Origin of the sequence: Kitasatospora paranensis (genome assembly GCF_039544005.1) — a bacterium.
Lineage (GTDB): Bacteria > Actinomycetota > Actinomycetes > Streptomycetales > Streptomycetaceae > Kitasatospora > Kitasatospora paranensis.
Genome location: NZ_BAABKV010000001.1, coordinates 4604668 through 4630938, shown reverse-complemented (window position 1 = coordinate 4630938; position 26271 = coordinate 4604668). Strand labels below are relative to the sequence as shown.

Genomic DNA, 26271 nt, shown 5'->3' with positions numbered 1-26271 from the left:
CTCCACGCGTGTACCTCTCCGGAAGATCTGGTGGAGGGGGCCGTCGTGCGACGGATTTCGATGGTGGGCGCGGCACTGAGCGGGGTTCTGCTGCTGTCCGCGTGCAGTGGCGGCGGCGGCACGGGCGGCTCCGCCGCGTCGGGCGGCTCCGGCGACAAGGGCGGTGCGGCGAAGGCGTCCGCAGCCGTGCTGTCGATCGCGCCCAAGGACGGTGCGCAGGATGTGGCCCCGGGCGCGGTCAAGGTCTCGGTCGCGACCGGCAGGCTCACCGAGGTCGCCGTGACCGACAAGGACGGCACGCCGGTCGAGGGCTCGATGGCCTCCGACGGCCTCAGCTGGATCCCCGCCACGGGCGGCCTCACGGTCGGCTCGCTCTACCGGGTGAACGCCAGGGCCGTGGACGCCGCCGGTGTGACGACCACCGCCACCAGCAGCTTCACCACCCTGACCCCGAAGAGGACCGCCAAGGTCGAGGACAACGTGGTCACCGGCCAGAAGTTCGGCGTCGGCATGATCATCTCGGTGCACTTCGGGGTGAGGGTCAAGGACAAGGAGGCCGCCGAGAAGGCCATCGCCGTGGAGGCCTCGGACGGCACGCAGGTCAAGGGCCACTGGTTCGAGAACGACACCCGTCTCGACCTGCGCCCCGCCGAGTACTGGAAGCCCGGCACCACGGTGAAGATCCACCTGCGGACCACCGGTGTGGAGCTGGCGCCCGGCGTGTACGGCGCGACCCGGCGCGACGAGAACTTCACCGTCGCCCGCTCCCGGATCAGCGAGGTCGACGCCCGCACCCATCAGATGGTGGTCAAGGAGGACGGCAAGCCCGACCAGACCATTCCGATCACCGCGGGCACCAGTGACAACCCGTCCTGGAACGGCACCATGGTCATATCCGCCAAGAGCCGCATGGAGAAGATGACCTCCCGGGGCCAGACCAACCTCGTGGGCGAGGGCTACGACGCCGTCGAGCCGCACGCGATGCGACTGACCAGCAGCGGCACCTACCTGCACGGCAACCCGAAGTCCCGGGCCGCGGTCGGCCGCTCCAACATCAGCCACGGCTGCGTCGGCATGGTCGACACCGAGGCCGGCGACGAGAACTCCACCGCCGGCAAGGTCTACGCCGCCTCCCTCGTCGGCGACGTCGTGATCATCCGGAACTCCATCAAGAAGGCGCCGCTGCAGCCCGACAACGGCCTCAGCGGCTGGACCGTGCCGTGGTCCCAGTGGTGACCGGGGCAGCCGCGCGGCCCTGAGGCACACCCGGGCATGCAAGGGCCCGCACCGCGCGTACGCGGTGCGGGCCCGGGCTGCCGGCCAGGCCATGCAGCGGAAGCTACTAGAGCGGGCGAATGTTCTCCGCCTGCGGGCCCTTCTGGCCCTGCGTGACGTCGAACTCGACCTTCTGGCCCTCGAGCAGCTCACGGAAGCCGTTGGCGTTGATGTTCGAGTAGTGGGCGAACACGTCAGGACCGCCACCCTCCTGCTCGATGAAGCCGAAGCCCTTTTCCGAGTTGAACCACTTCACAGTGCCATTAGCCATTTAAAACTCCTTCAACGGGAAGTCCGGAACACGCTGTTTCGCGTGCTCCGCGTCGCCGCTCTGACCCGTCCGGGGAATGGCCGGAAAACAAAAGCGCGCCTGCGGTCACAACCAGCAGGCGCACACAAAGTTCATGGGAACCACAACTGCAACTACCACGACTGTAGCAGGGTCCGGACCGCAACGGGGGATTGAGCCACGGCCAGTTCCGCGGCGCGCCGGGCCCGCCGGTGACCGGATGGCCAAGATCGAGAAAATTCCGGGTCTCGAACCGCTCCCCCTCATCGGATGAGGCGCATACTGGCCATGATGACGAATTCAGCCGCGCTCCGGCGCCACCTGCCCACCAGCCCCTTCCGTCGGGCTGCGGCTCCGCCGCCGCCCAAGCGATTCGCCGTCGGTGACCGTGTGACGCACGACGAGCACGGCCTCGGCCGGGTCGTCGCCGTCGAGGGCGGCGACGGCGAGATCGCCGTTCTGGTCGACTTCGGCTCCCGCAAGGAGCGGATCACGGCCCCCTTCCCCAAGCTCTTCGTCCTGTGACCCACCCGGACACGCGCACCGGGCCCTGAGCCCGGGGCCGTGTCCGCGGTGGGTCGCCGCACGACCTGAGCACGACCGGAGCCCCTGGTCCGGCCGCTCGGTCCCGTGCGCTCCCGGCACGGCCGGAGGCCGCCGGGCCGCTTCGGTGTGCCCCGGGCCGTGCTCCGGAGGTTCAGCGATCCGCCGGGCCCGGCTCCGCGGGGAGGCCGGACGGCAGGCCCCACTCACTCCACGAGCCGTCGTAGACGGCGACGTCCCGATAGCCCGCGAGGTCCGCGCCGAGCGCCAGCACGCAGGCGGTGACGCCGGATCCGCAGCTGAGGACCAGCCGCTCCCGCCCCGCGGCCGCCGCCGCCAGCAGGGTGCGCAGTTCGCCCGCCGGACGCATCCGGCCGCCCGTCTGCAGGTCCGCGAAGGGCAGGTTGGCGGAGCCGGGGATGTGGCCCCGGCGGAGCCCCGGCCGTGGCTCCTCGACCGTTCCGGCGTACCGCTCGCGGCTGCGGGCGTCGAGCACCGCCGTCGCGGGATCGGCAAGCGCGCCGACCACCGCCGTACGGTCCACGAGCAGACCTGCGCGCGGCTTCGCCGTGAACGTGCCGGCCGGCGCGGCCGACGGCGGGGCGCTCTCGCAGGGCAGCCCGGCGGCCGTCCAGGCGGGCAGGCCGCCGTCGAGCACGGCCGCCCGGTCGAATCCCATCGCCCGCAGCATCCACCACGCGCGGGCGCTGGAGTAGATGCCGGCGCTGTCGTAGACCACCACCGTGCTGCGGTCGTGCACGCCGAGCCCGCGCAGCGCCCGGGTGAACGCCTCCGGGCCGGGCATGGTGTGCGGAAGGGGGCTCGACGGGTCGGAGAGCTCCCCGTCGATGTCGAACGCCCGCGCGCCCGGGATGCGCGGGCCGGTGCTGCGGTACTGACCGACGCCGGCGTCGAGCACGACCAGGTCGGGGTGGTGCAGCCGTTCCGCGAGCCAGTCGGTGGTGACCAGGGGTCCGTCGAGGGACAGCGGGCTCATCGCACACACCTTCTCCGAGTCGACGGTCGCGTCGGGCAACGGACGTGGTGACCTGTGCGGCGACCGGGGCGCCCGTCGACGGTAGCCGATCCCGGGGCGGTCGGGCAGCCCCTGGCGACCGGGCCGGCCGCCGTTGCCCACCCCCGTGGGGCAGCGGCGTGCCGGAGTTCGGGTCGCGGGCCGGGGGCGTGCGCCCGGCCACGGTTGTCGATCCTGCACGCACCGTGACCGGGTGTCAACTATCGTGGATCGGTTGGGGGAAGACCTCCGCGAACCGACACATGTCGCGCACGTGGCGCCCGCGCGATACCCAACGATCGTGCAGATGAACGGGCCAGAAGGGATTCTGGCGACGTGTCAGCTCGTTCTATGATCCGCCCATGGCCACGGACCCCGCACGCCCGGACGCTTCCGGCATCCCGCCCGGCGAGGAGGGGGCCCCACCCGGCTCCGCCGACTTCGCCGCCCGGTTCCGACGCCTGATCGCGGTGATCTACCCGAGAGAACTCGGCCGGCCCTGGCGGGACTCGGAGATAGCCGCGGCCACCGGGCTCAGCGGCACGTACATCGGCAACCTCCGCAAGGGCACCCAGAAGCCCAGCCTGGAGAACGCGGTGAAGATCGCGGCGCTCTTCGGCGTCCCGCTCGACTACTTCAACGACGGCGCCACCGCCCGTGCCGTCGAGCGCGACCTGCAGAAGATCGAGGCACTGCGGGACGCCCGGGTGGAGCGGATCGCCATGCGGGCCGCCGGGCTGCCGCCCGAGATGCAGGACGCGGCCCTCACCGTCGTGGAACAGTTGCGCCGGGCGGTCGGACTGCCCGAGGACGGCGGCCCGGTGACGTGACCGGTCCGCAGCAGACGCCGCTGGGCCACTGGCGGCTTCCCGAAGGGGCGCACGTGCGAGGAGTGGGAGGGACCCGCCGCCGGATGCGGGCGGTGGCCAGGCACCTCGACCTGCCGCCGATGAGCACCGTGGAGGAGCTCTGCGCGGTGGTCGCCGAACGGATCGGCCGACCGGTGCGGCTGGCGCCGCGCCGGATGCGGGTCGGCGAACCCTCCGGCTTCGTGGAGCGGCTCCCCGACGAGGACGTCGTCCACGTCGAGCAGGAGACCTCCGGCCTGCACCGGGCCCACATCGTCTGCCACGAGTTGGCCCACCTGCTCCGCGGCCACCTGGCCGAGCCCCCGCCGCCCGACGATCCGGCCCTGGTGCAGCTGGAGGCCCTCGACCCGGAGGTGCTGCGCCTGGTGCTCGGCCGCTCGCACTACGACGACGCGGCGGAGGAGGAGGCCGAGGTGCTCGGCGCCGAGCTGCTGCGGCTCCTGGTGCTGGCACCGGGCGCCGGAACGACCTCCCAGCTGGCCCCCGCCCTGGAGCACCGCAAGGGGCAGCATGTCTGAACCGCCCTTCGACGCCGTCTACCTGGGCATCGGAGCGGTGGCCTGGCTGGTCGCCGTCCTGAAGTTCCGCGCCTGGCGCCGGGACCCGTCCGCGGGGCTGCTGGTGGTGGCGGCGGCGGTGGCCGCGCCGGCGACCTCGTTCCTGCTGGCCGCGCCGGTGGTCTACCGGCTGGTCGACCGGCTGACCGGGGCCGGCAACCTGGCGACGCTGCTGGTCTACCTCGGCATCACCGGCTTCTCCGCGGCCGCCGTGGTGCTGGCACTGATCTGGACCCCGCCCCCGGACCGCACCGGCGCCCTGGTGTGGGACGTGTCGGCGCCCGGCACCCGGCGCAGCGTGCGGCGGCGGCTCGCCGTCTTCGCGGTGGTGGCCCCGGCGATGGCCGTGCTGTTCGCGGTGGGCGGCGCGGCGGCGCCGGAGACACCGCTGACCTTCGACACCGACTTCGCGCGGCTCCCGGCGATCGCCGGCTTCCTCGTGCTGTACCAGGGGCAGTTCGCGTTCGCGCTGATCGACATCGGCCGGGTCTGCCTGCGGCACGCGGCCCGGTTGCCGGTCGGCCCGCTGCGCCGCGGGATCCGGCTGCTGGCGTACGGGTCGGTCACCGCCTGCGGGTACGTGCTGTGCAAGACCGTCGCGATCACGGCCGTGGCCGCCGGGACGGCCCGGCTGGACTGGCTGAGCACCGCGCTCGGCCCGGCCTTCGCCGCGGTCGGCGCCGTACTGATCACCGCCGGGTTCGCCGGGCCGGCCGCGGCCGCCTGGGGCCGGCGCCGCCGCGACTACCGGGCGCTGCGGCCACTGTGGGACCTCGTCTACCGGGCCGACCGCCGGCTCGCGCTGGAGACGCCGCCGCCGGCCTGGCGGGACAGCGTCGCCCTGCGGGACCTGGAGTGGCGCACCGTCCGGCGCGCCCTGGAGATCCGGGACGGGCAACTGACGCTCCGGCCCTGGGTCGACCCGGCGGTCGTCCGTGCCGCCGCGCGGACGGCGGAGCGGGAGGTCCTGGACGACTCCGAGCGGGCCGCCCTGGTGGTCGCGGCGGCCCTGCGGTCGGCGGTCGCCGCCCTGGACTCCGGTCGCCCGCCCCGGCCGCGCGAGGAGCAGGCGGTGCTGCCGGGGCTGGACGCCGACCCGGCGGACGAGCGGGCCCACCTCGTCCGGGTGGCGCAGCGCCTGGACGGGCTGCTCACCGCCGAGGCGCTGGACGCCGCCGGCCTCGGTGCACCGGCGACCGGATGACCGCCCACCGCGACGCGTACGCCCGGCTGGTGCTGGCCGCGATGCCGGAGGAGGCCCGGCTCGGGCTGACCCTGGGATTCGTCCGGACGTTCGGCGTGCCGGAGATCGCCACCGTGCTGCACGCCACCGGCCGGATGACCGGGGCTCCCGGGGCCCGCGCCAAGGCCACCGGCGCCGCGATGTTCACCCTGATCGGCGAGGGCCCGGACAGCGCGGCGGGCCGGCCGGTGGTCGCCGCACTGCGCGCCGTCCACGACCGGCCCGGGATCACGCCCGAGCTGATGCACTACGTGCTGGCCTGCTTCACCGTCTGTCCGCTGCGGTTCGTCGACCGCCACGGCCGGCGGCCGGCCACCCGTCCGGAACGGGACGCCGCGTACGCCTTCCACCGGGAGCTCGCGGCCGCGCTGGGACTGCCCGAGCCGCCGGGCCGGGACCTGCCGGGCACCGAGGCGTGGATGGCCGGCTTCGAACGGGCCCGGTTCGGGCCCTCCGCCGAGGGCCGGGCGCTGTGGGCGGCCACCCTGGGCCTGCTGACCGCCCGGCTCCCCGGTCTGCCGGAGCCGCTGGCTGCCCGGATCGCGGCCGCCCTGCTGGACGGGCCGCTGCGCGGTGCACTCGGCGTGCGGCGCCCGCCGCTCGCCGTCCGGGCGCTCACGGCGGTGGCGCTGCGCCGCCGCTCCCGCCGCCGCGGCGGGGCCGACCGGGACTGACGCCGGACGGACGGCCGCGGGAGCACACTGGAACTGCATGCCGGGCGCACCGGGCGTGCGGAACGGGATCGGCCGCAGCCGTGCGGCCGGCGGTCCGCGGCCGGGCTCCCGGCCCCGGAGGTGGCCCGTGTCCACAGCCCCGGCAGCACCCCGGCGCCGCCGGACGGCGGTCCTGCGCCGGCTGGCGGGCGGGCTCGGCAGGAGCGGCGCCCGGACGGCGTCCGATCCCGTCGATCCGCTCCTCGGTCCGCAGGAGCAGGCGGCCGCCCTGCTGGCGGTGCTGGACGCGGCGGTGGCCGAGCAGCCGGCGGCCGACCGGGCAATCGCGGCCTGCGGCGAGCCGGGGCCGGCTCCGGCCGCGCTCGCGGAGGAGCTCGGGCGGCTGGCCGTCCGCTACGGGCGGTACGCGGGGTGGCTGCAGGCGCTGCCCGCCGGCGGTGAGCTGGCGGGCGTCCGGGAGCTCGCGGTGCGGTTGGTGGCGTACCACCAGTGGATGCTGCACCAGTCGGCGAACCTCGCCTTCGCGCCACGGCCGGCGCCGCGGGCCGAGGACGCCCGGCACGGTCTCAGCGGGCTGGGCGCCCCCGCCGACCGGCTGCGCGCCCTGCGCGACTCGCTCACGGCGGGCCGGCCCGCCTGAGACGGGGCGCCAGCGGCATTCCCCCGTAACCCCCGCGTTCGCGAGCCGGCTTCCCGGAGCACCCCGCGGGCCCCGGCACCGGCCGGGGCCCGCGGGGTGCTCCGGCCGTCGGCTACATGCCGTTCTTGCGGATGGCGGTGTACTCGGCGAAGGCGGAGAGCGGCGCCTCGCGCGAGACGCAGCCCCGGCTGCCGCTGTCCTCCAGCACGATGATCTTGGTGTGCTGGGCGTCCGCCCAGCCGCCGAACAGCACCACGTGCTGCTCCTGGTCGCCGGACGTGTGGTGGACGACCATGGCGTCGCCCGGCTGCATCGAGCCCTTCGCGATGTGGTGGGCGAAGCCGCCGCTCTCGCTGATCAGCGGGCCGGTGCTGGTCCCCGGCTTGTCGAGGCCCCAGGCGGCCGAGACGAAGCCGGAGCAGTCGACCCGGTAGCCGTTGGTCTCGGCGCCCTGGCTGTAGCCGAGCTTGCGGTTGACCCGCTCCATGGCGCGCTCGACCATCGCCTTGCGCTCGTCGGAGACGCCGTCCAGCTTGGGCTGGGCCAGCGGACCGGCGCCGCCGCCATTGCGCGGGTGCCACTTGTGGGTCGGGCTCCAGTCGTCCCAGCCCTTGCCGTTGATCATTTTGGTGGACCAGTCGCCGTTGCTGTGGTCCTTGATCTTCGGGCCGTCGTGCTTGCCGCCGGGGTGGCTGGTGATGCCCGAGCCGTCGTTGCCCGACGAGTCGGTGCCGGTGCTCGGGGAGTCCGGCGTCCCGTGCCCACCGCCGTGGCCGCCGCCACCGCCCTGGCTGCCGCCGCCGTGTCCGCCACCGCCCTGGCCTCCGCCACCGGCGCTGTCGATCCCGGTGTGGCCGCCGTCGCCCTTCGGGGCGGGCGGGGTCTTCTCACCACCGCCGGTGATCTTGCCGAGGCCGTCCTTGATCTTCTTCTCGATGGCCTGGTACTCGGCGATCACCTGCTTGATCTTCTGGGCGTCCTCGGCGATGTCCTGGGTGAGCTGCTTCTTGGTCTCGGCCAGCGCGTCGGCCTTCTCCTTGATGGTCTTGACCTTGTACGCGACGTCGAAGGCGACGGCGAGGAAGTTGCCGACGCCGGGCAGCATCCCGGCCTCCAGGTCCATGGCGGCAGCCTTGCCGACAGCCGACTTGATGGCCTCGACCTGCTGGCTCATCGCGGTCATCCGCTGGTTGATCTTCTGGAAGTCGCTCTGGATCTTGGCCAGCTCCTGCAGCTGGACTCCGAACTGGTCGGCCACGGGCCGTTTCCCCTCGTACGGTGCGGATGCGGATGTGAGGTCAGGTCAGAAGGCGTCGGCGAGCGACTTGATGGCCTTGCCCAGGTCGGCGAGCTCGTCGGAGACGGTGTTCAGCTCCTTCACCCGGCCCTGGGCGTGCCCGACGAAGGCGTCGGCGGCAGGCCCGTGCCAGGTGAGGTGGCTCAGTGCGGCGCCGATCTCCTTGCCGAACTCCTCCACCTCCTTGCTCATCTGCGCCAGTTCCGCGGCGTACTTGTTCAGCTCGGCGTCAGGGTCGCCGAACATCTTGGTGAGCACCCAGTGGGTGATCTTGGTCGGAGCCCAGAAGACGTCCTCCGCGACGTTCACCGCGGCGCTTCCCAGGTCTTTGACGTCGTCCCACAGTCCCACAGCCGATCCCCCGTGACTTCTTCGAACTCCAGGCTGATAGTCGGTCAAAAGGCTATCCGACCCCCGGTCGACCGGGGAGACCCCCGCAGCCGACCGGGCCCGCTCAGCGGCGCCCCACCGCCAGCACCGCCGCCGCCGCCAGCGCCAGCCGGCCGTCCGGCCCGGTGAGCCCGGCCGCCAGCCGGTCGTAGTGCCGCTTGATCGACGCCACCCCGGCCGGCGGCTGCGCGGCGACCACCCGGCCGATGGTGGCGACCCCGTCGGCCGCCCCGCGCCAGTACTCCTCGGCCCCGACCCGGTGCGTCCAGCGCAGCTCCCGCCCGGACGCCTCCGTCCAGCCGGCCTCCGCGAGCAGGCCGGCGAAGCCCTCGGGCGTCCGCGGGAAGTCCACCGGCAGGGTCGGGAACACCGGACGTTCGACCTCGGCCGCGTCCAGGGCGTCGCCGAACACCTTCATCACGCCGTTCGCGGACGATGCCCACACGGTCGCCGCGATCCGGCCGCCCGGCCGGGTCACCCGGCGCAGCTCGGCCAGCGCGGCGCGCGGGTCCTCGACGTGGTTGAGCACGAAGTTGGCCACCACCGTGTCGAAGGAGGCGTCGGCGAAGGGGAGCTCAGGCAGCACGGCGTGCCGCACCGTCGCCGCCGGCAGGTTCGCGGCGGCCAGCGCCACCATGCTCGGCTCGGCGTCCACCGCGGTGACCCGGGCGCCGAGCCGCAGCGCGGCGGCGGCCGCCGTCCCCGGCCCCGTCCCCACGTCCAGCAGGTCGGTGCCCCCGGCGGCGCCCGAGGCCGCGACCAGCTCCGGCACGGCCGCGGCGCACAGCCCCGCGAACGTCCTGGCGTACGCCTCGGCCCGGCCCGCCCAGATCTCCCGCTCGTGCGCGTCGAACTCCCCCGCCACGGCCCCGCCCTCCGTCCGCTCCCGGCCTCTCCGGAACGCCCGGGCGAGCATAGGCCGGGCCGTTCGCCGTTCACCGCCCGGGGCTGTGACACTGGAGGGGCTCGAAAACCGAGGTGCGCCCGCCCGTACCTCCTTGCGAACCTAGAGGGATGCCCGCAGTGAGTTCTCCCGTAGCCCAGCCCTCCGAGGCCCCCACCGTCGGAGATCTGGCCGCCCGGCTGCCCGAGCTGATGCTCCGCGACCAGCAGCGGATCGGGCGGCGGCTGGACGGCAGCCGGCGGGTGCGCAGCCCGGAGGCCCGGCAGAAGATCGCCGGCGAGCTCGCCGCCGAGATCGCCAAGGCCGAGCTCCGGGTCGAACAGCGCCGGGCGGCCGTGCCGGAGATCCGGTACCCGCAGGAGCTGCCGGTCAGCCAGAAGAAGGACGACATCCTGGCGGCGATCCGCGACCACCAGGTGGTGATCGTCGCCGGCGAGACCGGCTCCGGGAAGACCACCCAGATCCCCAAGATCTGCCTGGAGCTCGGCCGCGGCGTGAAGGGCCTGGTCGGCCACACCCAGCCGCGCCGGATCGCGGCACGCACCGTCGCCGAGCGCGTCGCCGAGGAGCTGGCGACTCCGCTCGGCGAGGCCGTCGGCTGGAAGGTCCGGTTCACCGACCAGGTCGGGCCGGACACCCTGGTCAAGCTGATGACGGACGGCATCCTGCTGGCCGAGATCCAGACCGACCGCGAGCTGCGCCAGTACGACACGCTGATCATCGACGAGGCGCACGAGCGCAGCCTCAACATCGACTTCCTGCTCGGCTACCTCAAGCAGCTGCTGCCGCGCCGGCCCGACCTCAAGGTCGTGATCACCTCCGCGACCATCGACCCCGAGCGGTTCGCCGCGCACTTCGACGACGCGCCGATCATCGAGGTCTCCGGCCGCACCTACCCGGTCGAGGTCCGCTACCGCCCGGTCCTCGACGACGACGCCGAGGAGGGGAGGAGCTCGACCGGGACCGCGACCAGATCCAGGCGATCTGCGACGCGGTGGAGGAGCTCCAGGCCGAGGGGCCGGGCGACGTCCTGGTCTTCCTCTCCGGCGAGCGGGAGATCCGCGACACCGCGGACGCGCTGAACCGGATGAAGCTGAAGTTCACCGAGGTCCTGCCGCTGTACGCCCGGCTGTCCTCCGCCGAGCAGCACCGGGTCTTCCAGCGGTCCAACTCCCGCCGGGTGGTGCTCGCCACCAACGTCGCCGAGACCTCGCTGACCGTCCCCGGCATCAAGTACGTGATCGACCCGGGCACCGCCCGGATCTCCCGCTACAGCCACCGCACCAAGGTGCAGCGGCTGCCGATCGAGGCGGTCAGCCAGGCCAGCGCCAACCAGCGCAAGGGCCGCTGCGGCCGCACCTCGGACGGCATCTGCATCCGGCTGTACTCGGAGGAGGACTTCCTCTCCCGGCCGGAGTTCACCGACGCCGAGATCCTGCGCACCAACCTGGCCTCGGTGATCCTCCAGATGACCGCCGCGGGCCTCGGCGACATCGCCGCGTTCCCGTTCCTCGACCCGCCGGACTCCCGGAACATCAAGGACGGCGTCAACCTGCTGCACGAGCTGGGCGCGCTCGACCCGGCCGAGAAGGACCACCGCAAGCGGCTGACCCCGCTGGGCCGCAAGCTCGCCCAGCTGCCGGTCGACCCGCGGATGGCCCGGATGGTGCTGGAGGCGGACCGCCTCGGCTGTGTCCGGGACGTCATGGTGATCGCCGCGGCGCTCTCCATCCAGGACCCGCGAGAGCGCCCCGCGGAGAAGCGCCAGGCGGCCGACGACCGGCACCGCCGCTTCACCTCGGAGACCTCGGACTTCCTCTCCTACCTCGCGATGTGGCGCTACGTGAGGGAGCAGCAGCGGGAGCTGTCCTCCTCCGCGTTCCGCCGGATGTGCAAGTCCGAGTTCCTGAACTACCTGCGGATACGCGAGTGGCAGGACGTCTACGTGCAGCTGCGCACCGTCGCCAAGCAGCTCGGCGTGACGATCGACGAGCCGCGGGACGACGCCGAGCCGGACGCCGACCGGATCCACCAGGCGCTGCTGTCGGGCCTGCTCTCGCACCTCGGCCTGTTCGACGTGGAGAAACGCGAGTACGGCGGCGCCCGCGGCGCCCGGTTCGCGGTCTTCCCCGGCTCGGGCCTGTTCAAGAAGCCGCCGCGCTGGGTGATGTCGGCCGAGCTGGTGGAGACCTCGCGGCTGTGGGCGCGGATCAACGCGAAGATCGAGCCCGAGTGGGTGGAGCCGCTGGCCGGCCACCTGATCAAGCGGTCGTACAGCGAGCCGCACTGGGAGAAGAAGGCCGGCGCGGTGATGGCCTTCGAGAAGGTCACCCTGTACGGGATGCCGGTGGTCGCCCAGCGGAAGGTGAACTACGGGCGGATCGACCAGGAGCTCTGCCGCGAGCTGTTCATCCGCAACGCGCTGGTGGAGGGCGACTGGGAGACCCACCACCGGTTCTTCGCGGAGAACCGCCGGTTGCTCGGCGAGGTCGAGGAGCTGGAGAACCGGGCCCGGCGCCGGGACATCCTGGTGGACGACCAGACCCTGTTCGACTTCTACGACGCCCGGCTGCCGGGGAGATCGTCTCCACCCGGCACTTCGACTCCTGGTGGAAGAAGGCCCGGCACGAGCAGCCGGACCTGCTCAGCTTCGAGAAGTCGATGCTGATCAACGACTCGGCGGGCGGCGTCACCGAGGCGGACTACCCGGACACGTGGCAGCAGGGCGAACTGCGGTTCCGGCTGACCTACCAGTTCGAGCCGGGCAGCGACGCGGACGGCGTGACGGTGCACATCCCGCTGCCGGTGCTCAACCAGGTCACCGACGAGGGGTTCGACTGGCAGATCCCGGGCCTGCGGGCCGAGCTGGTGACCGCCTGGATCCGTTCGCTGCCGAAGGCGATCCGCCGCAACTTCGTGCCCGCGCCGGACTACGCGGCCGCCGCGCTGCGCGCGGTGAAGGACCGCCAGGAGCCCCTGCTGCCGACGCTGGAGCGGATCCTGCACCGGCTGGGCGGCGTCACCGTCCCGCCGGAGGCCTGGGACGACGAGCGGGTGCCGGACCACCTCAAGGTGACCTTCCGGGTGGTGGACGGCAAGAAGCGGCTGGCCGAGTCCAAGGACCTGGAGGAGCTGCGCCGCGCCCTCCAGCCGAAGCTGTCCGCGACGCTGTCCAGCGCGGCGGAGGGCCGCGGCATCGAGCAGAGCGGCCTGCAGGCCTGGCCGGCCGGGCTTCCGGTGCTGCAGCGGACTTTCGAACAGCGCTCCCGGGGCCACTCACTGCGGGCCTACCCGGCGCTGGTCGACGAGACCGGCTCGGTGTCCGTCCGGCTGTTCGACACCCCGGAGGCCCAGGAGCAGGCCATGTGGGCGGGTACCCGCCGGCTGCTGATGCTCCAGGTGACCTCGCCGGCCAAGGCGATCCAGGGGCGGCTGGGCAACCAGGCGAAGCTCGCCCTGTCGTACAACCCGCACGGCTCGATCCTGGCCCTCTTCGAGGACGTGGTCGGGGCGGCGGTCGACCGGCTGATGGTGCTGAACGGCGGGCCGGCCTGGGACGAGGCGGCCTTCACCGCGCTGTACGACAAGGTGCGGGCCGATCTGTACGACCTGTCGGCCGACACCACGCTGAAGACGGCGACCGCGCTGATCGCCTTCCACCGGGCGTCCACCCGGCTGAAGTCGGTCTCCAGCCCGGTGCTGCTGTCGGCGGTGAACGACGTCCGGCTGCATCTGGCGTCGCTGGTGCACCCGGGCTTCGTCACCGGCGCGGGCTGGCAGCGGCTGCCCGACCTGAAGCGCTATCTGCTGGCGGTCGAGCGGCGGCTGGAGGCGCTGCCGGAGCACCCGCAGCGGGACGCGCAGCACCTGCAGCGGGTGCAGGCCGTCCAGCAGGCGTACGGCGAGCTGCTGGCCCGGGTGCCGGCGGGGCGGCAGCCGTCCGCGGAGATCCTGGCGATCCGCTGGATGATCGAGGAGCTGCGGGTCAGCTTCTTCGCCCAGGGGCTGGGCACGCCGGCCCCGGTCTCGGAGAAGCGCATCCTCAAGGCGATGGAGGCCGCCGCGGCCGCGCTCTGACCCGTCACCGGCCCGGGGGCGACACCCCGGGCCGGGGCGGCGGGAGCCGGTTCGACCTGGGGGCCCCGCATGCAGTACGATCTGTCTTGTTCGCAGGCGAGAGCAGGCGAACGGATCAGAAATCTCTGGTCCCGTGGAGCAGTTGGTTAGCTCGCCACCCTGTCAAGGTGGAGGTCGCGGGTTCAAGTCCCGTCGGGATCGCAGTGCAGGAGAGAGGCCCGGAGCCGTCAGGTTCCGGGCCTCTCTCCGTCTTGGCCTCCGAGCATCGCCGGGCAGTGACGGGTACTCAGCCCACTACACCGAGCTAGGTCTAGACCACAAGATAACGGGAGCGTGACGGTAGTCACTTATCCCATCTTGAGATCGGACACTCCGCACCCCTCTCCGGGGCATCGAAATTTAATATGTAAAATTGCACATGTATTCCCGGTAATTCCCCCCACCCCCACGGGCACCAACGGGAATCGTGGATTCCGGCATGCTGAAGGGCCGCATCCCCGACCCGGCGGAGTCAGGGATGCGGCCCTTCAGGAAAGCAGCTGAGGCCCTCAGGCCTCGGTGCGCTGAGCCGGAATACCGGCCAGCAGAGCACGCACCTCCGCCTCGCGGTAGCGGCGGTGCCCGCCGAGCGTGCGGATGGACGTGAGCTTGCCCGCCTTGGCCCAGCGGGTGACCGTCTTCGGGTCCACGCGGAACATGGTGGCGACCTCTGCCGGCGTCAGCAGAGGTTCGGCGTCAGGGGTACGAGCGGTCATGAGCGGCCTCCTCGGGAGAACCGAACCAGGGCGGTTCTATCCTTCAAATTCTGCACCTTGACCCGCGATGCCCGAAATGGCACACACGAGCCGAGTCGGTTATAGGACGAACGGCTTGTCCTGGTGTCTACAACTACACCATCCGTCCAGCCCCATCGGCCAAACCGCCTAAATTGGCCCCTCGGGGGTTCAAGGCTGACGGATGGCCACGGACCGTCCCATAACGGACAGTCACGCAAGCGTGACATTCGGTTACGAGATGACCAGACCCTCCCTTTCCCCGCAAAGCGCGCACTACCGACAGATGCACCCAGAGGAGGACACACCAGGTGGAACTTGGGCTGGTTGTCCCATTTTTGCATATAGGGGTAAGTTCGCGTCAACGGTGAGTAGTGTCACGTTCGGCAGGTATTGACCCGAACCGGGACCTCCGGCGCCGGATCAGGACCGAACGTCCCTACCCATCCTTACCCCGATCACCGACAGCCCCACCCCTCGCGGGTGACCCCGGGTCAGCTCGGCGGTCAGCTGGCCTGGCGCAGGGCCAGCACCCGCCGCCAACGCGCCGTCACCGACTCGTACGCCCGCAGGGCCGCCGCGGTGTCGCCCGCCCGCAGCGCCACGACCCCCGCCTCCACCACCGCCACCGAGCGCTCCGCGGCCAGCCGCTGCGGCCCCAGCAGGTGCACCAGCCCGCCGTAGTCCAGCTCCACCAGCGACCGCGGGTGGAACTCCTCCAGCCACCGGCCGATCTGCTCCACACCGGCGACCAGGGCGCCGCCCGGGCCCTGGGCCGACGCAGGCACCGCCGCCCGCAGTGCACGGTACCCGCGGGCCACCCGGCGCCGGGCCTGGGCCATCGAGGTCAGGTAGAAGAGGGCCGCCGGGGCGGCCGGCCCCTCGCCGCCCGCCGGGGCGGCCGGCACGAACCTGCGGTCCTCCTCGCCGAACGGCAGGCACCACCGGACGGGCACCTCCCAACGGGAGGTCAGGATCCACGGCCGGGCATCCGGGTGCGCGGCCCGCCAGCGGGCCTGGTCGCTCTCGGCCGCGGCCCGCACCGCCGGCGGCAGCACGGTGTCCAGCAGGAAGGCCGGCAGCGCCTCGCGCAACTCGTCCAGCGCCTGCCAGCTGCGCAGCCGCTCCGTCCACGGGCAGACGTAGGTGACCCGGTCCACCACGCGCACCAGGGCCCGCTCGCTCTCCCGCTCGGGCAGGGCGCCGGGAGTCCGGCCCGCCAGCGCCGCCAGGGCCCTGCGCTGCTCGGCCAGGGCGGCCGCGGCGACCGCCTCCGCGGTCCCGTCGGCGTCCGGGCCGTGCTCCGCCGCGTACGCCTGCCAGCGGGCCCGTTCGGGCTCCGGGTAGGCGGCCAGCGGCTCGTACACCCGCAGCTGGGCGGCGTAGGGCGGGAGCACCGAAGTGCGCACGGCGGTCACCCCGGCATCGTCGCACGCGGCGGCGGCCGCCGGGAGGGTGCCGCAGGGGGTCCCCCGTCGTTATGCCCATGGGACCGTCAGGGGGCAGATCCGCGCGCGGGCCCGGGACTAGGCTTCGATCAGACGCCCGCACCACAGCCGCGGGCCCACAAATACTGGAGTCACCACAGTGACCGACGTACACACCGCGTCCGCAGTGCACCCCGCACCAGGAGTGCTCGGCAGGATCTTCGCGACCGGGCAGGACGGCGAGCCCGGCGACGGGCACGAGCAGGTCGTCCTGTGCCACGACCGCTCCACCGGTCTCAAGGCGATCATCGCCATCCACTCCACCGCCCTCGGCCCGGCCCTCGGCGGCACCCGCTTCCACCAGTACGCCACCGAGGAGGAGGCGCTGGAGGACGCGCTGCGGCTCTCCCGCGGCATGAGCTACAAGAACGCCCTCGCCGGGCTGGACCTCGGCGGCGGCAAGGCCGTCATCATCGGCGACCCGAACAAGGACAAGAACGAGGCGATGCTCCGTGCCTACGGCCGCTTCGTGGAGTCGCTCCGCGGCCGCTACGTGACCGCCTGCGACGTGGGCACCTACGTGCAGGACATGGACGTGGTGGCCCGCGAGACGCAGTTCGTGACCGGCCGCTCGCCGGAGAACGGCGGCGCCGGCGACTCGTCCATCCTCACCGCCTTCGGCGTCTTCCAGGGCATGCGCGCCTCCGCGCAGGCCCGCTGGGGCCAGCCGACCCTGCGCGGCCGCCGCGTGGGCGTGGCGGGCGTCGGCAAGGTCGGCCACTACCTGGTCGGCCACCTGGTGGCGGACGGCGCCACGGTCGTGATCACGGACGTCTCCGAGGCCGCGGTGAACCGCGTCCGGGCCGCCCACCCCGAGGTCGAGGTGGTCGCCGACACCGCCGCCCTGCTCCACGCGGAGCTGGACGTCTACGCCCCCTGCGCGCTCGGCGGCGCGCTGGACGACCACACCGTCGGCGCGCTCGGCGCGGCCGGCACCTCGGTGGTCTGCGGCGCGGCCAACAACCAGCTGGCGCACGCCGGGGTGGAGAAGGACCTCGCCGATCGCGGCATCCTCTACGCGCCCGACTACCTGGTGAACTCGGGCGGCGTGATCCAGGTGGCCGACGAGATCGAGGGCTTCAACTTCGAGCGCGCCAAGAACAAGGCCACGAAGATCTTCGACACCACGCTGGAGATCTTCACCCGGGCCACCGCCGACGGTGTGCCGCCCGCGGTCGCGGCCGACCGCCTCGCGGAGAAGCGGATGCGGGAAGTGAGCGCGCTGCGTTCGATCCTGCTCCCCGGCACCCGGCGCTTCTGACCTCCGGCCCGCGCCGGGCCTGCGTCCGCGCAGGTCCGGCGCGGGTGGTGCGGAGGGGTGCGCGGGTCCTGCGCGCCCCTCCGCATCACAATGTGGAACCGGATTCTCACTTGGTAGCCCGATCGGGCGATACCGAGCCCCCTCGCGAGGGATAATCGGAACCGTAACGACGGGCCCGGGAATGCTCCGGGCAGCCTGCAGAAGCCCGATAAACCTCCCGTGACCTGGAAAGACCTGGTTTCGGGGGTCGACAGTGCGCGCCACGTCACACTCGCGACGTACCGTCCGGCGGCGGAAACAGGTACCGTTGATGCTCCAAGGGACGGCTCTCCCACTTCGGGCAGGCCGCTCCTGATCATGAACACGTGTCAGACTCGGGGCCGTGAGCCCCATCGTTGAGGGGGTCGACCCATGGGGCGCGGCCGGGCCAAGGCCAAGCAGACGAAGGTCGCCCGCGAGCTGAAGTACAACAGCGGCGGGTTCGACGCGAACCGTCTGTCTCATGAGCTGGGCGTATCTCCGTCCACCGCGATCGAGCCTGAGCCGATCGAGGAAGAGGACGAGGACGACCCCTACGCGGCGTACGCGGATCTCTACGCCGACGAGGACGAGGACGAGGACTCGGCCGACAGCGGGCAGTCCCGCCGCCGCGCCTGACTTCCGACACCGGACCGGCCCGACGCTCCCGGAGCGACGGGCCGGTCTTCGGCGTGTCCGCACCCGGTCGGAGCCGGCCGCCGCCCGCGGGGGCCGCCCCGGAGGGCGGCCGCCCGGCGGGCTCTGCGGTCAGGCGAGGTCGAAGCCCTCGTACGCGTTGTAGAGGGCGGCACCGGTGGTGTGCTCGTCGGTGCGCTCGACGATGTCACCCAGCAGCCAGGCCTCGACGCCGCGGTCCTCGAGGATCGACAGCACCACGTCCACGGACGTCGGCGGCACGACGGCCACCATGCCGACACCCATGTTGAGGGTCTTCTCGATCTCCAGGGTCTGCATCCGGCCGACCTGGGCGACGGTCTGGAAGACCGGCAGCGGGGTCCAGGTGCCGCGGTCCAGGCGGGCGTGCAGCCCGGCCGGGATGACCCGGTCCAGGTTGGCCGCGAGGCCGCCGCCGGTGACGTGCGAGAAGGCGTGCACCTCGGTGGCGCGGGTGAGCGCCAGGCAGTCCAGCGAGTAGATCCTGGTCGGCTCCAGCAGCTCCTCGCCCAGGGTGCGGCCGAACTCCTCGACCCGGCGGTCCAGCGACCAGCCGGCCTGGTTCAGCAGCACGTGGCGGACGAGCGAGTAGCCGTTGGAGTGCAGGCCGGAGGCGGCCATTGCAATCACCACGTCGCCGGCCCGGACACGGTCGGCGCCGAGCAGCGCGTCCGCCTCGACCACACCGGTGCCGGCGCCCGCCACGTCGTACTCGTCCGGCCCGAGCAGGCCGGGGTGCTCGGCGGTCTCGCCGCCGATCAGGGCGCAGCCGGCCAGCGCGCAGCCCTCGGCGATGCCCTTGACGATCTGGGCGACCCGCTCGGGGACGACCTTGCCGACGCAGATGTAGTCGGTCATGAAGAGCGGCTCGGCGCCGCAGACGACCAAGTCGTCGACGACCATGCCGACCAGGTCGTGGCCGATCGTGTCGTGCTTGTCCATGGCCGCGGCGAGGGCGACCTTGGTGCCCACGCCGTCGGTGGCGGTGGCCAGCAGCGGACGCTCGTAGCGCTTGAAGGCGGAGGCGTCGAAGAGGCCGGCGAAGCCGCCGAGGCCGCCGACGACCTCGGGGCGGTTGGCCTTCCGCACCCACTGCTTCATGAGCTCGACGGCGCGGTCGCCGGCCTCGATGTCGACACCTGCGGCGGCATAGGTGGCGCCGCTCTCGTTGCTGGTCACGTGCTGTGGCCCTCTCGGGTCAATGGGGGTCGGGAAAAACTCGGGGACGGGCGGAGAAACCGTCGGGGGCGCGGGGAACCGCGATCCGACCGGATCCCCGGGAAGGGATCCGGTCGCGCAGTCCTCCGCGCCCCCGGGTGGTGCATGGGCCTACGGCCGCCGCAGGGCGTCCGCACCGCCGTGGCCGCCGATCAGGGACTGGACGCCGTCCAGGTCGCTGGTGGGCTTGCCGCGCACGGCCGGCGGCTGCTGGCTGCCCGCGAGCTCGGCCTCCAGGAGCAGCTTGCCGAGCAGCGCCGGGTCGGGCAGCTCCATCGGGTACTCGCCGTCGAAACAGGCCCGGCAGAGCTTGTCCTTGGGCTGCGCGGTCGCCTCGATCATGCCGTCGATCGAGATGTAGGCGAGCGAGTCGGCACCGAGCGTGCGGCCGATCTCGTCGATGGTCATGCCGTTGGCGATCAGCTCCGCGCGGGTGGCGAAGTCGATGCCGAAGAAGCAGGGCCACTTGACCGGCGGGGAGGAGATCCGGATGTGCACCTCGGCGGCGCCCGCCTCGCGGAGCATCTTCACGAGCGCGCGCTGGGTGTTGCCGCGGACGATCGAGTCGTCCACGACGACCAGGCGCTTGCCCCGGATGACTTCCTTGAGCGGGTTGAGCTTGAGCCGGATGCCGAGCTGGCGGATGGTCTGGCTGGGCTGGATGAAGGTGCGGCCCACGTAGGCGTTCTTCACCAGGCCCGAGCCGTACGGGATGCCGCTGGCCTCCGCGTACCCGATGGCGGCGGGAGTGCCGGACTCCGGGGTCGCTATCACCAGGTCGGCCTCGACGGGGGCCTCCTTCGCCAGCTTGCGGCCCATCTCCACGCGGGAGAGGTGGACGTTGCGGCCGGCGATGGAGGTGTCGGGGCGGGCCAGGTACACGTACTCGAAGACGCAGCCCTTGGGCTTGGCCTCGGCGAACCGCGAGGTGCGCATGCCCTGCTCGTCGATGGCGATGAGCTCGCCCGGCTCGACCTCGCGGATGAAGGAGGCGCCGCAGATGTCCAGCGCCGCCGTCTCGGAGGCGACCACCCAGCCGCGCTCCAGCCGGCCGAGCACCAGCGGGCGGATGCCCTGCGGGTCGCGGGCGGCGTAGAGGGTGTTCTCGTCCATGAAGACGAGCGAGAACGCGCCCTTCACCTTGGGCAGGATCTGCCGGGCCGTCTCCTCGATGGAGAGGTCCGGGAACCCGGCAAGGAGGGCGGTCACCAGATCGGTGTCGTTGGTGGCGGCCGTGCGGCCCGAGCGGGAGACGTGCTCCTCGCCGGGAAGCTCGGCGACCATCGCCGCGAGTTCGGCGGTGTTGACCAGGTTTCCGTTGTGGCCGAGGGCCAGCGAACCGTGCACGGTCGCCCGGAAGGTCGGCTGGGCGTTCTCCCAGACCGACGAGCCTGTTGTCGAGTAGCGGGCATGTCCGACGGCGATATGCCCGTGCAGCGACCCCAGGGAGGTCTCGTCGAAGACCTGGGACACGAGGCCCATGTCCTTGAAGACGAGAATCTGGGAGCCGTTGCTCACTGCAATGCCCGCGGATTCCTGTCCGCGGTGCTGCAGGGCATAGAGGCCGAAGTACGTGAGCTTGGCGACCTCCTCGCCGGGAGCCCAGACACCGAAGACGCCGCAAGCGTCCTGGGGGCCTTTCTCGCCGGGAAGAAGATCGTGGTTGAGTCGTCCGTCACCACGTGGCACGTCTTCGAGTCTAGGGCAGTTTCGTACGCCACCCCGAACAGGGGAGCCGGGGATTGTTGGCCGAAGCGATGGCAACGCGCGTAGACAAAACCCCTTACACGGACCGGCATTTCCGGGCGGGATTTTCGGCCGGGGCGCGCACCCCCTTGTCACGCCCGCTCTGCGGACACCCGGGGCGGCCTGCCGGGCGCCGGCGCCGGAGGCCGGGGGTGATCCTGCTCACCCGGCGGGCAGCATCAGGGCCCAGGCCCCCGGATGGACCGTCCACGTCCGGTGCCGGACGGGGTGGACGGTGCGCCCGTCGGCCGTGTAGCCGAAGCCCCGGCCGGTCACGGTCAGGGTGGTCACCCGCAGCCGCTCGGAGCGCCCGTCGAGGGCGATCACCAGCTCCAACCCGCCGTCGGCGGGGTCGCCCGCAGCAGCCGCAGCCGCTGGTGGACGTCGGCGAGCAGCCGGCCGTCCGCCTCGACCCGCAGCCAGGGCTGCTCCGGGGCGGTACCGGTCGCCTGGTCGGGCGCAGCCAGTTTCGCCCATAGCGAACGCAGGGACAGCGGGCCGCGGCGTACCTGCCCGGCGACCCGCAGGTCGGCGATGACCACCCCGCCACCGTCGTCCAGCAGCAGGTCGAGCTTGCGCGGCGCACCCGCGAGCACCGTCCTGGCGGCCGCCACCGGCTCGGCCGGGAGACCCAGCCCGCGGCACGTCCCGACCGCCGAGGGCCGGCCGACCGGCACCACCCCGATCGGGTCCGAGCCCAGGTCACGCTGCCGGTGGAGGGCCTGGAGCAGCCGCTGCACGGCAAGATCGCATCCGATCACCACCGGTCGCCGACGGCCCCGGTGCGACAGCACCCGGTCCAGTTCGGACTGGCTCTCGGGCAGCGCGACCTTGGTGTCCGCGCCTCCGCAGAGCACGTCCCTGGCGATCCGGACGGACTCGCCGTCGGCCCGGCTCGCGGCCGGGTCGACCACGACCAGCAACGGATCCCTTCCCCCGGGCTCGTCAGGGCGGGATGCGGGCGTGGACAGGGACGACACGACCGGTCCTTCCTCAGGTAATCTCTCGGTGCAAGAGCCCCTTGCGCTATTGCGCCAGGGGCTTCGTCTATCTCGGGGCAGACTGCGGCCTTCCGCAGGATGCCCCAACCGGAAGGGGTGTACGCCTGTGCCGGCACTCGTGCTCGTTGGTGCCCAGTGGGGAGACGAGGGCAAGGGGAAGGCGACGGACCTCCTCGGCGGCTCCGTCGACTACGTCGTCCGTTACCAGGGCGGCAACAACGCCGGTCACACGGTGGTCATCGGCGACCAGAAGTATGCCCTGCACCTGCTGCCTTCCGGCATCCTCAGCCCGAATGTGACACCGGTGATCGGCAACGGCGTCGTGATCGACCCGGGCGTGCTGCTCTCCGAGCTGGCCGGCCTGAACGATCGCGGCATCGACACCTCGAAGCTGCTGATCTCGGGCAACGCCCACCTGATCACGCCGTACCACCGCACCCTGGACAAGGTCACCGAGCGCTTCCTCGGCAAGCGCAAGATCGGTACCACCGGCCGCGGCATCGGCCCGGCCTACGCGGACAAGATCAACCGCGTGGGCATCCGGGTCCAGGACCTCTTCGACGAGTCGATCCTCCAGCAGAAGATCGAAGCGGCGCTGCACGACAAGAACCAGCTCCTGGTCAAGCTGTACAACCGCCGCGCCATGCCGGCCGAGCTGGTCGTCCAGGAGTACCTCGGCTACGCCGAGAAGATCCGCCCGTTCCTCGCCGACACCACCCTCGTCCTGGACGAGGCGCTGAAGGCCGACAAGGTCGTCCTGCTGGAGGGCGGCCAGGGCACCCTGCTGGACGTCGACCACGGCACGTACCCCTTCGTGACCTCGTCGAACCCGACCTCGGGCGGCGCCTGCACCGGTGCCGGCATCGGTCCCACCAAGATCGACCGGGTCATCGGCATCCTCAAGGCGTACACCACCCGCGTCGGCTCGGGCCCGTTCCCGACCGAGCTGCTGGACGCCGACGGCGACGCGCTGCGGCGGATCGGCGGCGAGCGCGGCGTCACCACCGGCCGCGACCGGCGCTGCGGCTGGTTCGACGCGGTGATCGCCCGCTACGCGACCCGCGTGAACGGCCTGACCGACTTCTTCCTGACCAAGCTGGACGTGCTGACCGGCTGGGAGCAGATCCCGGTCTGCGTCGCGTACGAGATCGACGGCCGCCGGGTCGAGGAACTGCCGTACAACCAGTCCGACTTCCACCACGCCAAGCCGGTCTACGAGACCCTGCCGGGCTGGAGCGAGGACATCAGCAAGGCGCAGACCTTCGCCGACCTGCCGAAGAACGCCCAGGCGTACGTGAAGGCGCTGGAGGAGATGTCCGGCGCGCCGATCTCGGCGATCGGCGTCGGTCCCGGCCGCACCGAGACGATCCAGATCAACTCCTTCCTGTAGCGGCACCGCAAGGGCCCCGCACTCCGGTGCGGGGCCCTTCGCACGTCCCGATTGCGCTCGATTGAACTAGTGCATAAGTGGATTGCACCTAGTGCGTATCGGGTCTAAGGTCGGCCGCATGACCGCGAAGCTGCCCGCGCCCACCGTCCTCACCGGCCGCCACGTCCGCCTGGAGCCCCTCGCCGAGGCACACGTCCCCGACCTGTTCGCCGCGTCCGGCGGCGACGAGGAGGTGTGGCGCTGGCTGCCGTACGACGTGCCGCAGAGCGAGCAGGAGATGGCCCTCCACATCGGCGCCCGGCTCGCCGAGGCCGCCGGCGGCGGCTGCGTCCCGTTCGCGGTGATCGACCTCGCCGACGGCCGGGCCGTCGGGGTGACCTGCTACCTCGACTACAGCGCGCAGGACGAACTCGTCGAGATCGGCGGCACCTGGTACGCCCGCCGGGTCTGGCGCAGCGCGGTCAACACCGAGGCCAAGCTGCTGCTGCTCACCCACGCCTTCGACGAACTCGGCATGGGCCGGGTCAGCTGGAAGACCGACCACCGCAACGAGCGCTCGCAGAACGCCATCCGGCGCCTGGGAGCGGTCTACGAGGGCACCCTGCGCCGCCACCGCCGGCGCCCCGACGGCAGCTGGCGCGACAGCGTGTACTTCTCCATGCTCGACGACGAATGGTCCGCGGCCAGGGCCCGTCTGACGGAGCGCCTGGCCGCGGGCCCCGCGACGGTCTGAGACCCGACGGGTCAGGCGATCGAGGCCGCCACGATCGCGGCCACCGACAGGTTGCACGCGGCGGTCACCCAGACCGCCGGGTGCGGCTCCGGATCGACCAGCACCTCGCCCAGGCGACCCGGCGTCAGCAGATCGACCAGCCAGAACGCGGCTGCCATCAGCAGCAGGCCGAGCAGCCCGAACAGCGCGGTCGCCACCAGGCCCTTGGCGAACTCGTCGTAGGTGTACATGATCGCGGTGAAGACGATGCCGCCGATCCCGAGCAGCGCCGAACTGAGCACCACCGAGGCGTTGCGGTTGCGCTCCAGCCAGATCTGCCGGCCCAGCCGGCCCGGCGTCAGCACGTCGACCAGACCGACCCCGAGCAGCAGCAGCACCAGGCCCACCCCGCCGAAAGCCGCAGCCACCCCGAGGCCGTGGACGATGTCGTTCATGCTGCTCCCCGCCGAAGTGTCAAGGACCGGCAAAAGATATCCCATGGTTCCGGTCCCGGGGAGCCCTGAGTAGCATCACCCGTCATGACGCAGACCGACCCCGCACCCGCCCGCCGCCGCTCCGGCGCCGTCGCCCTCGGCATGGTCGGGACGCTCGCGCTCGCCCTCACCGGCTGCTCGTCCGGCGGCAGCACGCCGCGGCGCTGCGTCGACCCCGGCACCCTCAAGGTGCTGGACAACCACGCCTGCGACGGCGGCGCCGGGGCGGCGGCCGGCCGCTGGTACTACTGCGGCTCCGGTTCCCTGACCGCCGTCGGCGGCACGTTCGACAAGGCCGCCACCCGGCGCGGCGGGTTCGGCTGCCCCACCGGCAGCCACACCACCGGCCACACCAGCACGGGCCACACCACCACCGGCCACACCACCACCGGCCACACCACCGGCCGGTCGGGCTCGGGCGGTGGCTGAGCCGTGCGCCGCCGTACCGTCGAGCCGCGCCCCGGCTGGCAGGCCGCCGTCGAGGGCCAAGGCCTGATCTACGCCGTCTGCGAGGACCCGCGCGAACCCGGCACCGACTACGCCTACTGGGACGAGAGCGCCTACTACGAGTTCTCGGCGGCCGAGGTGGAGACCCTGGAGGAGGTCGTCGAGGAGCTCCACCAGCTCTGCCTGGAGGCCGCCGACCACGTGGTGCGCACCGGCCGGTTCGCCGACTACGGCATCTCCGACCCGCGCCTCGCCGAGGTGATCACCACCTCCTGGCGGCGGCGCGAGGAGCAGCCCTCGCTCTACGGCCGGTTCGACCTGGCCTACGACGGCACCGGCCCGGCCCGGCTTTTCGAGTACAACGCCGACACCCCGACCTCCCTGATCGAGGCGGCCGGCCCCCAGTGGTTCTGGATGGAGGAGCGCTTCCCCGAGGCCGACCAGTGGAACTCGCTGCACGAGCGGCTGGTCGCGGCCTGGGCCCGGCAGAAGGACCTGCTGCCGCCCGGCCCGGTGCACTTCGCGCACTCGCGCGGCGACACCGAGGGCGAGGACTGGATGACCACCCTCTACCTCCAGGAGACCGCCCGGCAGGCCGGCCTGGAGACGGTCTCCATCGCCATGGAGGACATCGGCCTGGACGGGCTGACCGGGCGCTTCGTCGACCTCGAACACCGCTACATCCGGTCCGCCTTCAAGCTCTACCCGTGGGAGTGGCTGGCCGAGGACGAGTTCGGCGCCCAGCTGCTCACCACCGTCGACCTCGGCGGCTCGACCGGCTCCACCCTCTGGATCGAACCGCCGTGGAAGATGCTGCTCTCCAACAAGGCGCTGCTCGCCGTCCTCTGGGAGCTGTTCCCCGGCCACCCCAACCTGCTGCCCGCCTACCTGGACGGCCCGCGCGAGCTCACCGCGACCGGGTACGCGGCCAAGCCGCTGCTCGGCCGCGAGGGCGCCGGGGTGCGGATCGTCGAACCGGACGGCGGCGAGGTCCTGCTGCCCTCGTGGGCCGGCGACCCGGACCGGTACGGCGCCGAGGGGTTCTGCTACCAGCAGCTTTGCCCGCTGCCGGAGTTCGACGGCAACCGGCCGGTGCTGGGCGCCTGGGTGGTGGACGGCGAGGCGGCCGGCCTCGGCATCCGGGAGACCCACGACTCGCCGATCACGCACCAGGGCGCCCGGTTCCTCCCGCACGTCATCGTCTGACATGCCGTCCGCCGGCGTGCCGACGGCATCTCCGGCCGCCCCGGTGGCCACCGACCGGTTCGCGGCCGGC

Annotated in this window: 25 protein-coding genes, 1 tRNA gene and 1 pseudogene; 15 read left to right on the top strand and 12 right to left on the bottom strand. The window is 72.4% G+C overall.

The window, feature by feature from the left end:
* Positions 1–45 precede the first annotated feature (45 nt).
* Positions 46–1236, top strand: a complete 1191-nt coding sequence (locus ABEB13_RS22345) for a L,D-transpeptidase (protein ID WP_345706923.1) — start codon at positions 46–48, stop codon at positions 1234–1236.
* Positions 1237–1342: 106 nt separating this feature from the next.
* Here ABEB13_RS22345 and ABEB13_RS22340 read toward each other — a convergent pair whose 3' ends face one another.
* Positions 1343–1546, bottom strand: a complete 204-nt coding sequence (locus tag ABEB13_RS22340; protein WP_045694210.1) for a cold-shock protein — start codon at positions 1544–1546, stop codon at positions 1343–1345.
* Between the two features lie 408 nt (positions 1547–1954).
* Between ABEB13_RS22340 and ABEB13_RS40675 the strand changes: the two genes are divergently transcribed.
* The gene (locus ABEB13_RS40675; RefSeq protein ID WP_425559901.1) at positions 1955–2089 is read left to right on the top strand and encodes a hypothetical protein; all 135 of its coding nucleotides are present in this window, start codon (positions 1955–1957) and stop codon (positions 2087–2089) included.
* Positions 2090–2261: 172 nt separating this feature from the next.
* Here ABEB13_RS40675 and ABEB13_RS22330 read toward each other — a convergent pair whose 3' ends face one another.
* Positions 2262–3104 (bottom strand): sulfurtransferase, encoded by an 843-nt coding sequence (locus ABEB13_RS22330; protein WP_345706922.1) that lies wholly within the window; start codon positions 3102–3104, stop codon positions 2262–2264.
* A 380-nt stretch (positions 3105–3484) separates the two neighbouring features.
* Between ABEB13_RS22330 and ABEB13_RS22325 the strand changes: the two genes are divergently transcribed.
* From ABEB13_RS22325 to ABEB13_RS22305, 5 genes are all read left to right on the top strand, one after another.
* A complete protein-coding gene (locus ABEB13_RS22325) occupies positions 3485–3952 on the top strand; it encodes a helix-turn-helix domain-containing protein (RefSeq protein WP_345706921.1) in 468 nt (155 codons plus the stop codon).
* 92 nt (positions 3953–4044) lie between these two features.
* A complete protein-coding gene (locus ABEB13_RS22320) occupies positions 4045–4509 on the top strand; it encodes a hypothetical protein (RefSeq protein ID WP_345706920.1) in 465 nt (154 codons plus the stop codon).
* Positions 4502–5752, top strand: a complete 1251-nt coding sequence (locus ABEB13_RS22315; RefSeq protein WP_345706919.1) for an MAB_1171c family putative transporter — start codon at positions 4502–4504, stop codon at positions 5750–5752. The genes ABEB13_RS22320 and ABEB13_RS22315 overlap by 8 nt, the downstream gene beginning before the upstream one ends.
* A complete protein-coding gene (locus ABEB13_RS22310; RefSeq protein WP_345706918.1) occupies positions 5749–6465 on the top strand; it encodes an oxygenase MpaB family protein in 717 nt (238 codons plus the stop codon). Before ABEB13_RS22315 ends, ABEB13_RS22310 begins: the two co-directional genes overlap by 4 nt.
* A 127-nt stretch (positions 6466–6592) precedes the next feature.
* Positions 6593–7105 carry a hypothetical protein gene (locus ABEB13_RS22305; RefSeq protein WP_345706917.1) on the top strand — a complete coding sequence of 171 codons (513 nt, stop codon included), beginning with the start codon at positions 6593–6595 and terminating at the stop codon, positions 7103–7105.
* A gap of 112 nt (positions 7106–7217) precedes the next feature.
* On the opposite strand, the gene ABEB13_RS22300 is transcribed toward ABEB13_RS22305, so the two are convergent.
* From ABEB13_RS22300 to ABEB13_RS22290, 3 genes are all read right to left on the bottom strand, one after another.
* Positions 7218–8363: an NlpC/P60 family protein gene (locus tag ABEB13_RS22300; RefSeq protein ID WP_345706916.1), complete on the bottom strand. Its 1146-nt coding sequence runs from the start codon at positions 8361–8363 to the stop codon at positions 7218–7220.
* 45 nt (positions 8364–8408) lie between these two features.
* Complete coding sequence (locus ABEB13_RS22295; protein WP_345706915.1) at positions 8409–8753, bottom strand: WXG100 family type VII secretion target; 345 nt, start codon at positions 8751–8753, stop codon at positions 8409–8411.
* Positions 8754–8856: 103 nt separating this feature from the next.
* Positions 8857–9657, bottom strand: a complete 801-nt coding sequence (locus ABEB13_RS22290; RefSeq protein ID WP_345706914.1) for a class I SAM-dependent methyltransferase — start codon at positions 9655–9657, stop codon at positions 8857–8859.
* A 149-nt stretch (positions 9658–9806) separates the two neighbouring features.
* On the opposite strand from ABEB13_RS22290, the pseudogene hrpA reads away from it, so the two are divergent.
* Together hrpA and ABEB13_RS22280 are read left to right on the top strand one after the other, a co-directional pair.
* Positions 9807–13773 (top strand): annotated as a pseudogene (hrpA, locus tag ABEB13_RS22285) (ATP-dependent RNA helicase HrpA).
* Positions 13774–13900: 127 nt separating this feature from the next.
* A tRNA-Asp gene (locus ABEB13_RS22280) sits at positions 13901–13974 on the top strand.
* A gap of 347 nt (positions 13975–14321) precedes the next feature.
* On the opposite strand, the gene bldC is transcribed toward ABEB13_RS22280, so the two are convergent.
* Together bldC and ABEB13_RS22270 are read right to left on the bottom strand one after the other, a co-directional pair.
* Positions 14322–14528, bottom strand: a complete 207-nt coding sequence (gene bldC, locus ABEB13_RS22275; RefSeq protein WP_014137253.1) for a developmental transcriptional regulator BldC — start codon at positions 14526–14528, stop codon at positions 14322–14324.
* A gap of 524 nt (positions 14529–15052) precedes the next feature.
* Positions 15053–15964, bottom strand: a complete 912-nt coding sequence (locus ABEB13_RS22270) for a DUF8083 family protein (protein ID WP_345706913.1) — start codon at positions 15962–15964, stop codon at positions 15053–15055.
* 214 nt (positions 15965–16178) lie between these two features.
* Here ABEB13_RS22270 and ABEB13_RS22265 point away from each other — a divergent pair, with 214 nt between their 5' ends.
* Positions 16179–17294, top strand: coding sequence for a Glu/Leu/Phe/Val dehydrogenase dimerization domain-containing protein (locus tag ABEB13_RS22265; protein WP_100889090.1), 1116 nt, complete (start codon positions 16179–16181; stop codon positions 17292–17294).
* Positions 17295–17705: 411 nt separating this feature from the next.
* Complete coding sequence (locus tag ABEB13_RS22260) at positions 17706–17951, top strand: DUF3073 domain-containing protein (RefSeq protein WP_345706912.1); 246 nt, start codon at positions 17706–17708, stop codon at positions 17949–17951.
* A 129-nt stretch (positions 17952–18080) separates the two neighbouring features.
* Here ABEB13_RS22260 and purM read toward each other — a convergent pair whose 3' ends face one another.
* The 4 genes from purM to ABEB13_RS22240 form a co-directional block, all read right to left on the bottom strand.
* A complete protein-coding gene (gene purM / locus ABEB13_RS22255; protein WP_345706911.1) occupies positions 18081–19166 on the bottom strand; it encodes a phosphoribosylformylglycinamidine cyclo-ligase in 1086 nt (361 codons plus the stop codon).
* A gap of 150 nt (positions 19167–19316) precedes the next feature.
* Positions 19317–20894 (bottom strand): amidophosphoribosyltransferase, encoded by a 1578-nt coding sequence (gene purF, locus ABEB13_RS22250; protein ID WP_100889093.1) that lies wholly within the window; start codon positions 20892–20894, stop codon positions 19317–19319.
* Positions 20895–21113: 219 nt separating this feature from the next.
* Positions 21114–21278 carry a hypothetical protein gene (locus tag ABEB13_RS22245; protein WP_345706910.1) on the bottom strand — a complete coding sequence of 55 codons (165 nt, stop codon included), beginning with the start codon at positions 21276–21278 and terminating at the stop codon, positions 21114–21116.
* Complete coding sequence (locus ABEB13_RS22240; RefSeq protein WP_345706909.1) at positions 21275–21931, bottom strand: diacylglycerol kinase; 657 nt, start codon at positions 21929–21931, stop codon at positions 21275–21277. Before ABEB13_RS22240 ends, ABEB13_RS22245 begins: the two co-directional genes overlap by 4 nt.
* 127 nt (positions 21932–22058) lie before the next feature.
* On the opposite strand from ABEB13_RS22240, the gene ABEB13_RS22235 reads away from it, so the two are divergent.
* Positions 22059–23342 (top strand): adenylosuccinate synthase, encoded by a 1284-nt coding sequence (locus tag ABEB13_RS22235; protein ID WP_345706908.1) that lies wholly within the window; start codon positions 22059–22061, stop codon positions 23340–23342.
* A 118-nt stretch (positions 23343–23460) separates the two neighbouring features.
* Complete coding sequence (locus tag ABEB13_RS22230) at positions 23461–24075, top strand: GNAT family N-acetyltransferase (protein WP_345706907.1); 615 nt, start codon at positions 23461–23463, stop codon at positions 24073–24075.
* An 11-nt stretch (positions 24076–24086) separates the two neighbouring features.
* Here ABEB13_RS22230 and ABEB13_RS22225 read toward each other — a convergent pair whose 3' ends face one another.
* Positions 24087–24509, bottom strand: coding sequence for a DUF350 domain-containing protein (locus ABEB13_RS22225; RefSeq protein WP_100889096.1), 423 nt, complete (start codon positions 24507–24509; stop codon positions 24087–24089).
* A gap of 84 nt (positions 24510–24593) precedes the next feature.
* Between ABEB13_RS22225 and ABEB13_RS22220 the strand changes: the two genes are divergently transcribed.
* Together ABEB13_RS22220 and ABEB13_RS22215 are read left to right on the top strand one after the other, a co-directional pair.
* Positions 24594–24977 carry a hypothetical protein gene (locus ABEB13_RS22220; protein WP_345706906.1) on the top strand — a complete coding sequence of 128 codons (384 nt, stop codon included), beginning with the start codon at positions 24594–24596 and terminating at the stop codon, positions 24975–24977.
* Positions 24978–24980: 3 nt separating this feature from the next.
* Positions 24981–26201, top strand: a complete 1221-nt coding sequence (locus ABEB13_RS22215; protein WP_345706905.1) for a glutathionylspermidine synthase family protein — start codon at positions 24981–24983, stop codon at positions 26199–26201.
* Positions 26202–26271: the final 70 nt, after the last annotated feature.

Coding starts and splice junctions, on each gene's coding strand:
- ABEB13_RS22340 (WP_045694210.1), bottom strand. CDS start 1,546: ATGGCTAATGGCACTGTGAAGTGGTTCAACTCGGAAAAGGGCTTCGGC.
- ABEB13_RS22330 (WP_345706922.1), bottom strand. CDS start 3,104: ATGAGCCCGCTGTCCCTCGACGGACCCCTGGTCACCACCGACTGGCTC.
- ABEB13_RS22325 (WP_345706921.1), top strand. CDS start 3,485: ATGGCCACGGACCCCGCACGCCCGGACGCTTCCGGCATCCCGCCCGGC.
- ABEB13_RS22315 (WP_345706919.1), top strand. CDS start 4,502: ATGTCTGAACCGCCCTTCGACGCCGTCTACCTGGGCATCGGAGCGGTG.
- ABEB13_RS22310 (WP_345706918.1), top strand. CDS start 5,749: ATGACCGCCCACCGCGACGCGTACGCCCGGCTGGTGCTGGCCGCGATG.
- bldC (WP_014137253.1), bottom strand. CDS start 14,528: ATGACCGCTCGTACCCCTGACGCCGAACCTCTGCTGACGCCGGCAGAG.
- ABEB13_RS22260 (WP_345706912.1), top strand. CDS start 17,706: ATGGGGCGCGGCCGGGCCAAGGCCAAGCAGACGAAGGTCGCCCGCGAG.
- ABEB13_RS22230 (WP_345706907.1), top strand. CDS start 23,461: ATGACCGCGAAGCTGCCCGCGCCCACCGTCCTCACCGGCCGCCACGTC.
- ABEB13_RS22225 (WP_100889096.1), bottom strand. CDS start 24,509: ATGAACGACATCGTCCACGGCCTCGGGGTGGCTGCGGCTTTCGGCGGG.
- ABEB13_RS22220 (WP_345706906.1), top strand. CDS start 24,594: ATGACGCAGACCGACCCCGCACCCGCCCGCCGCCGCTCCGGCGCCGTC.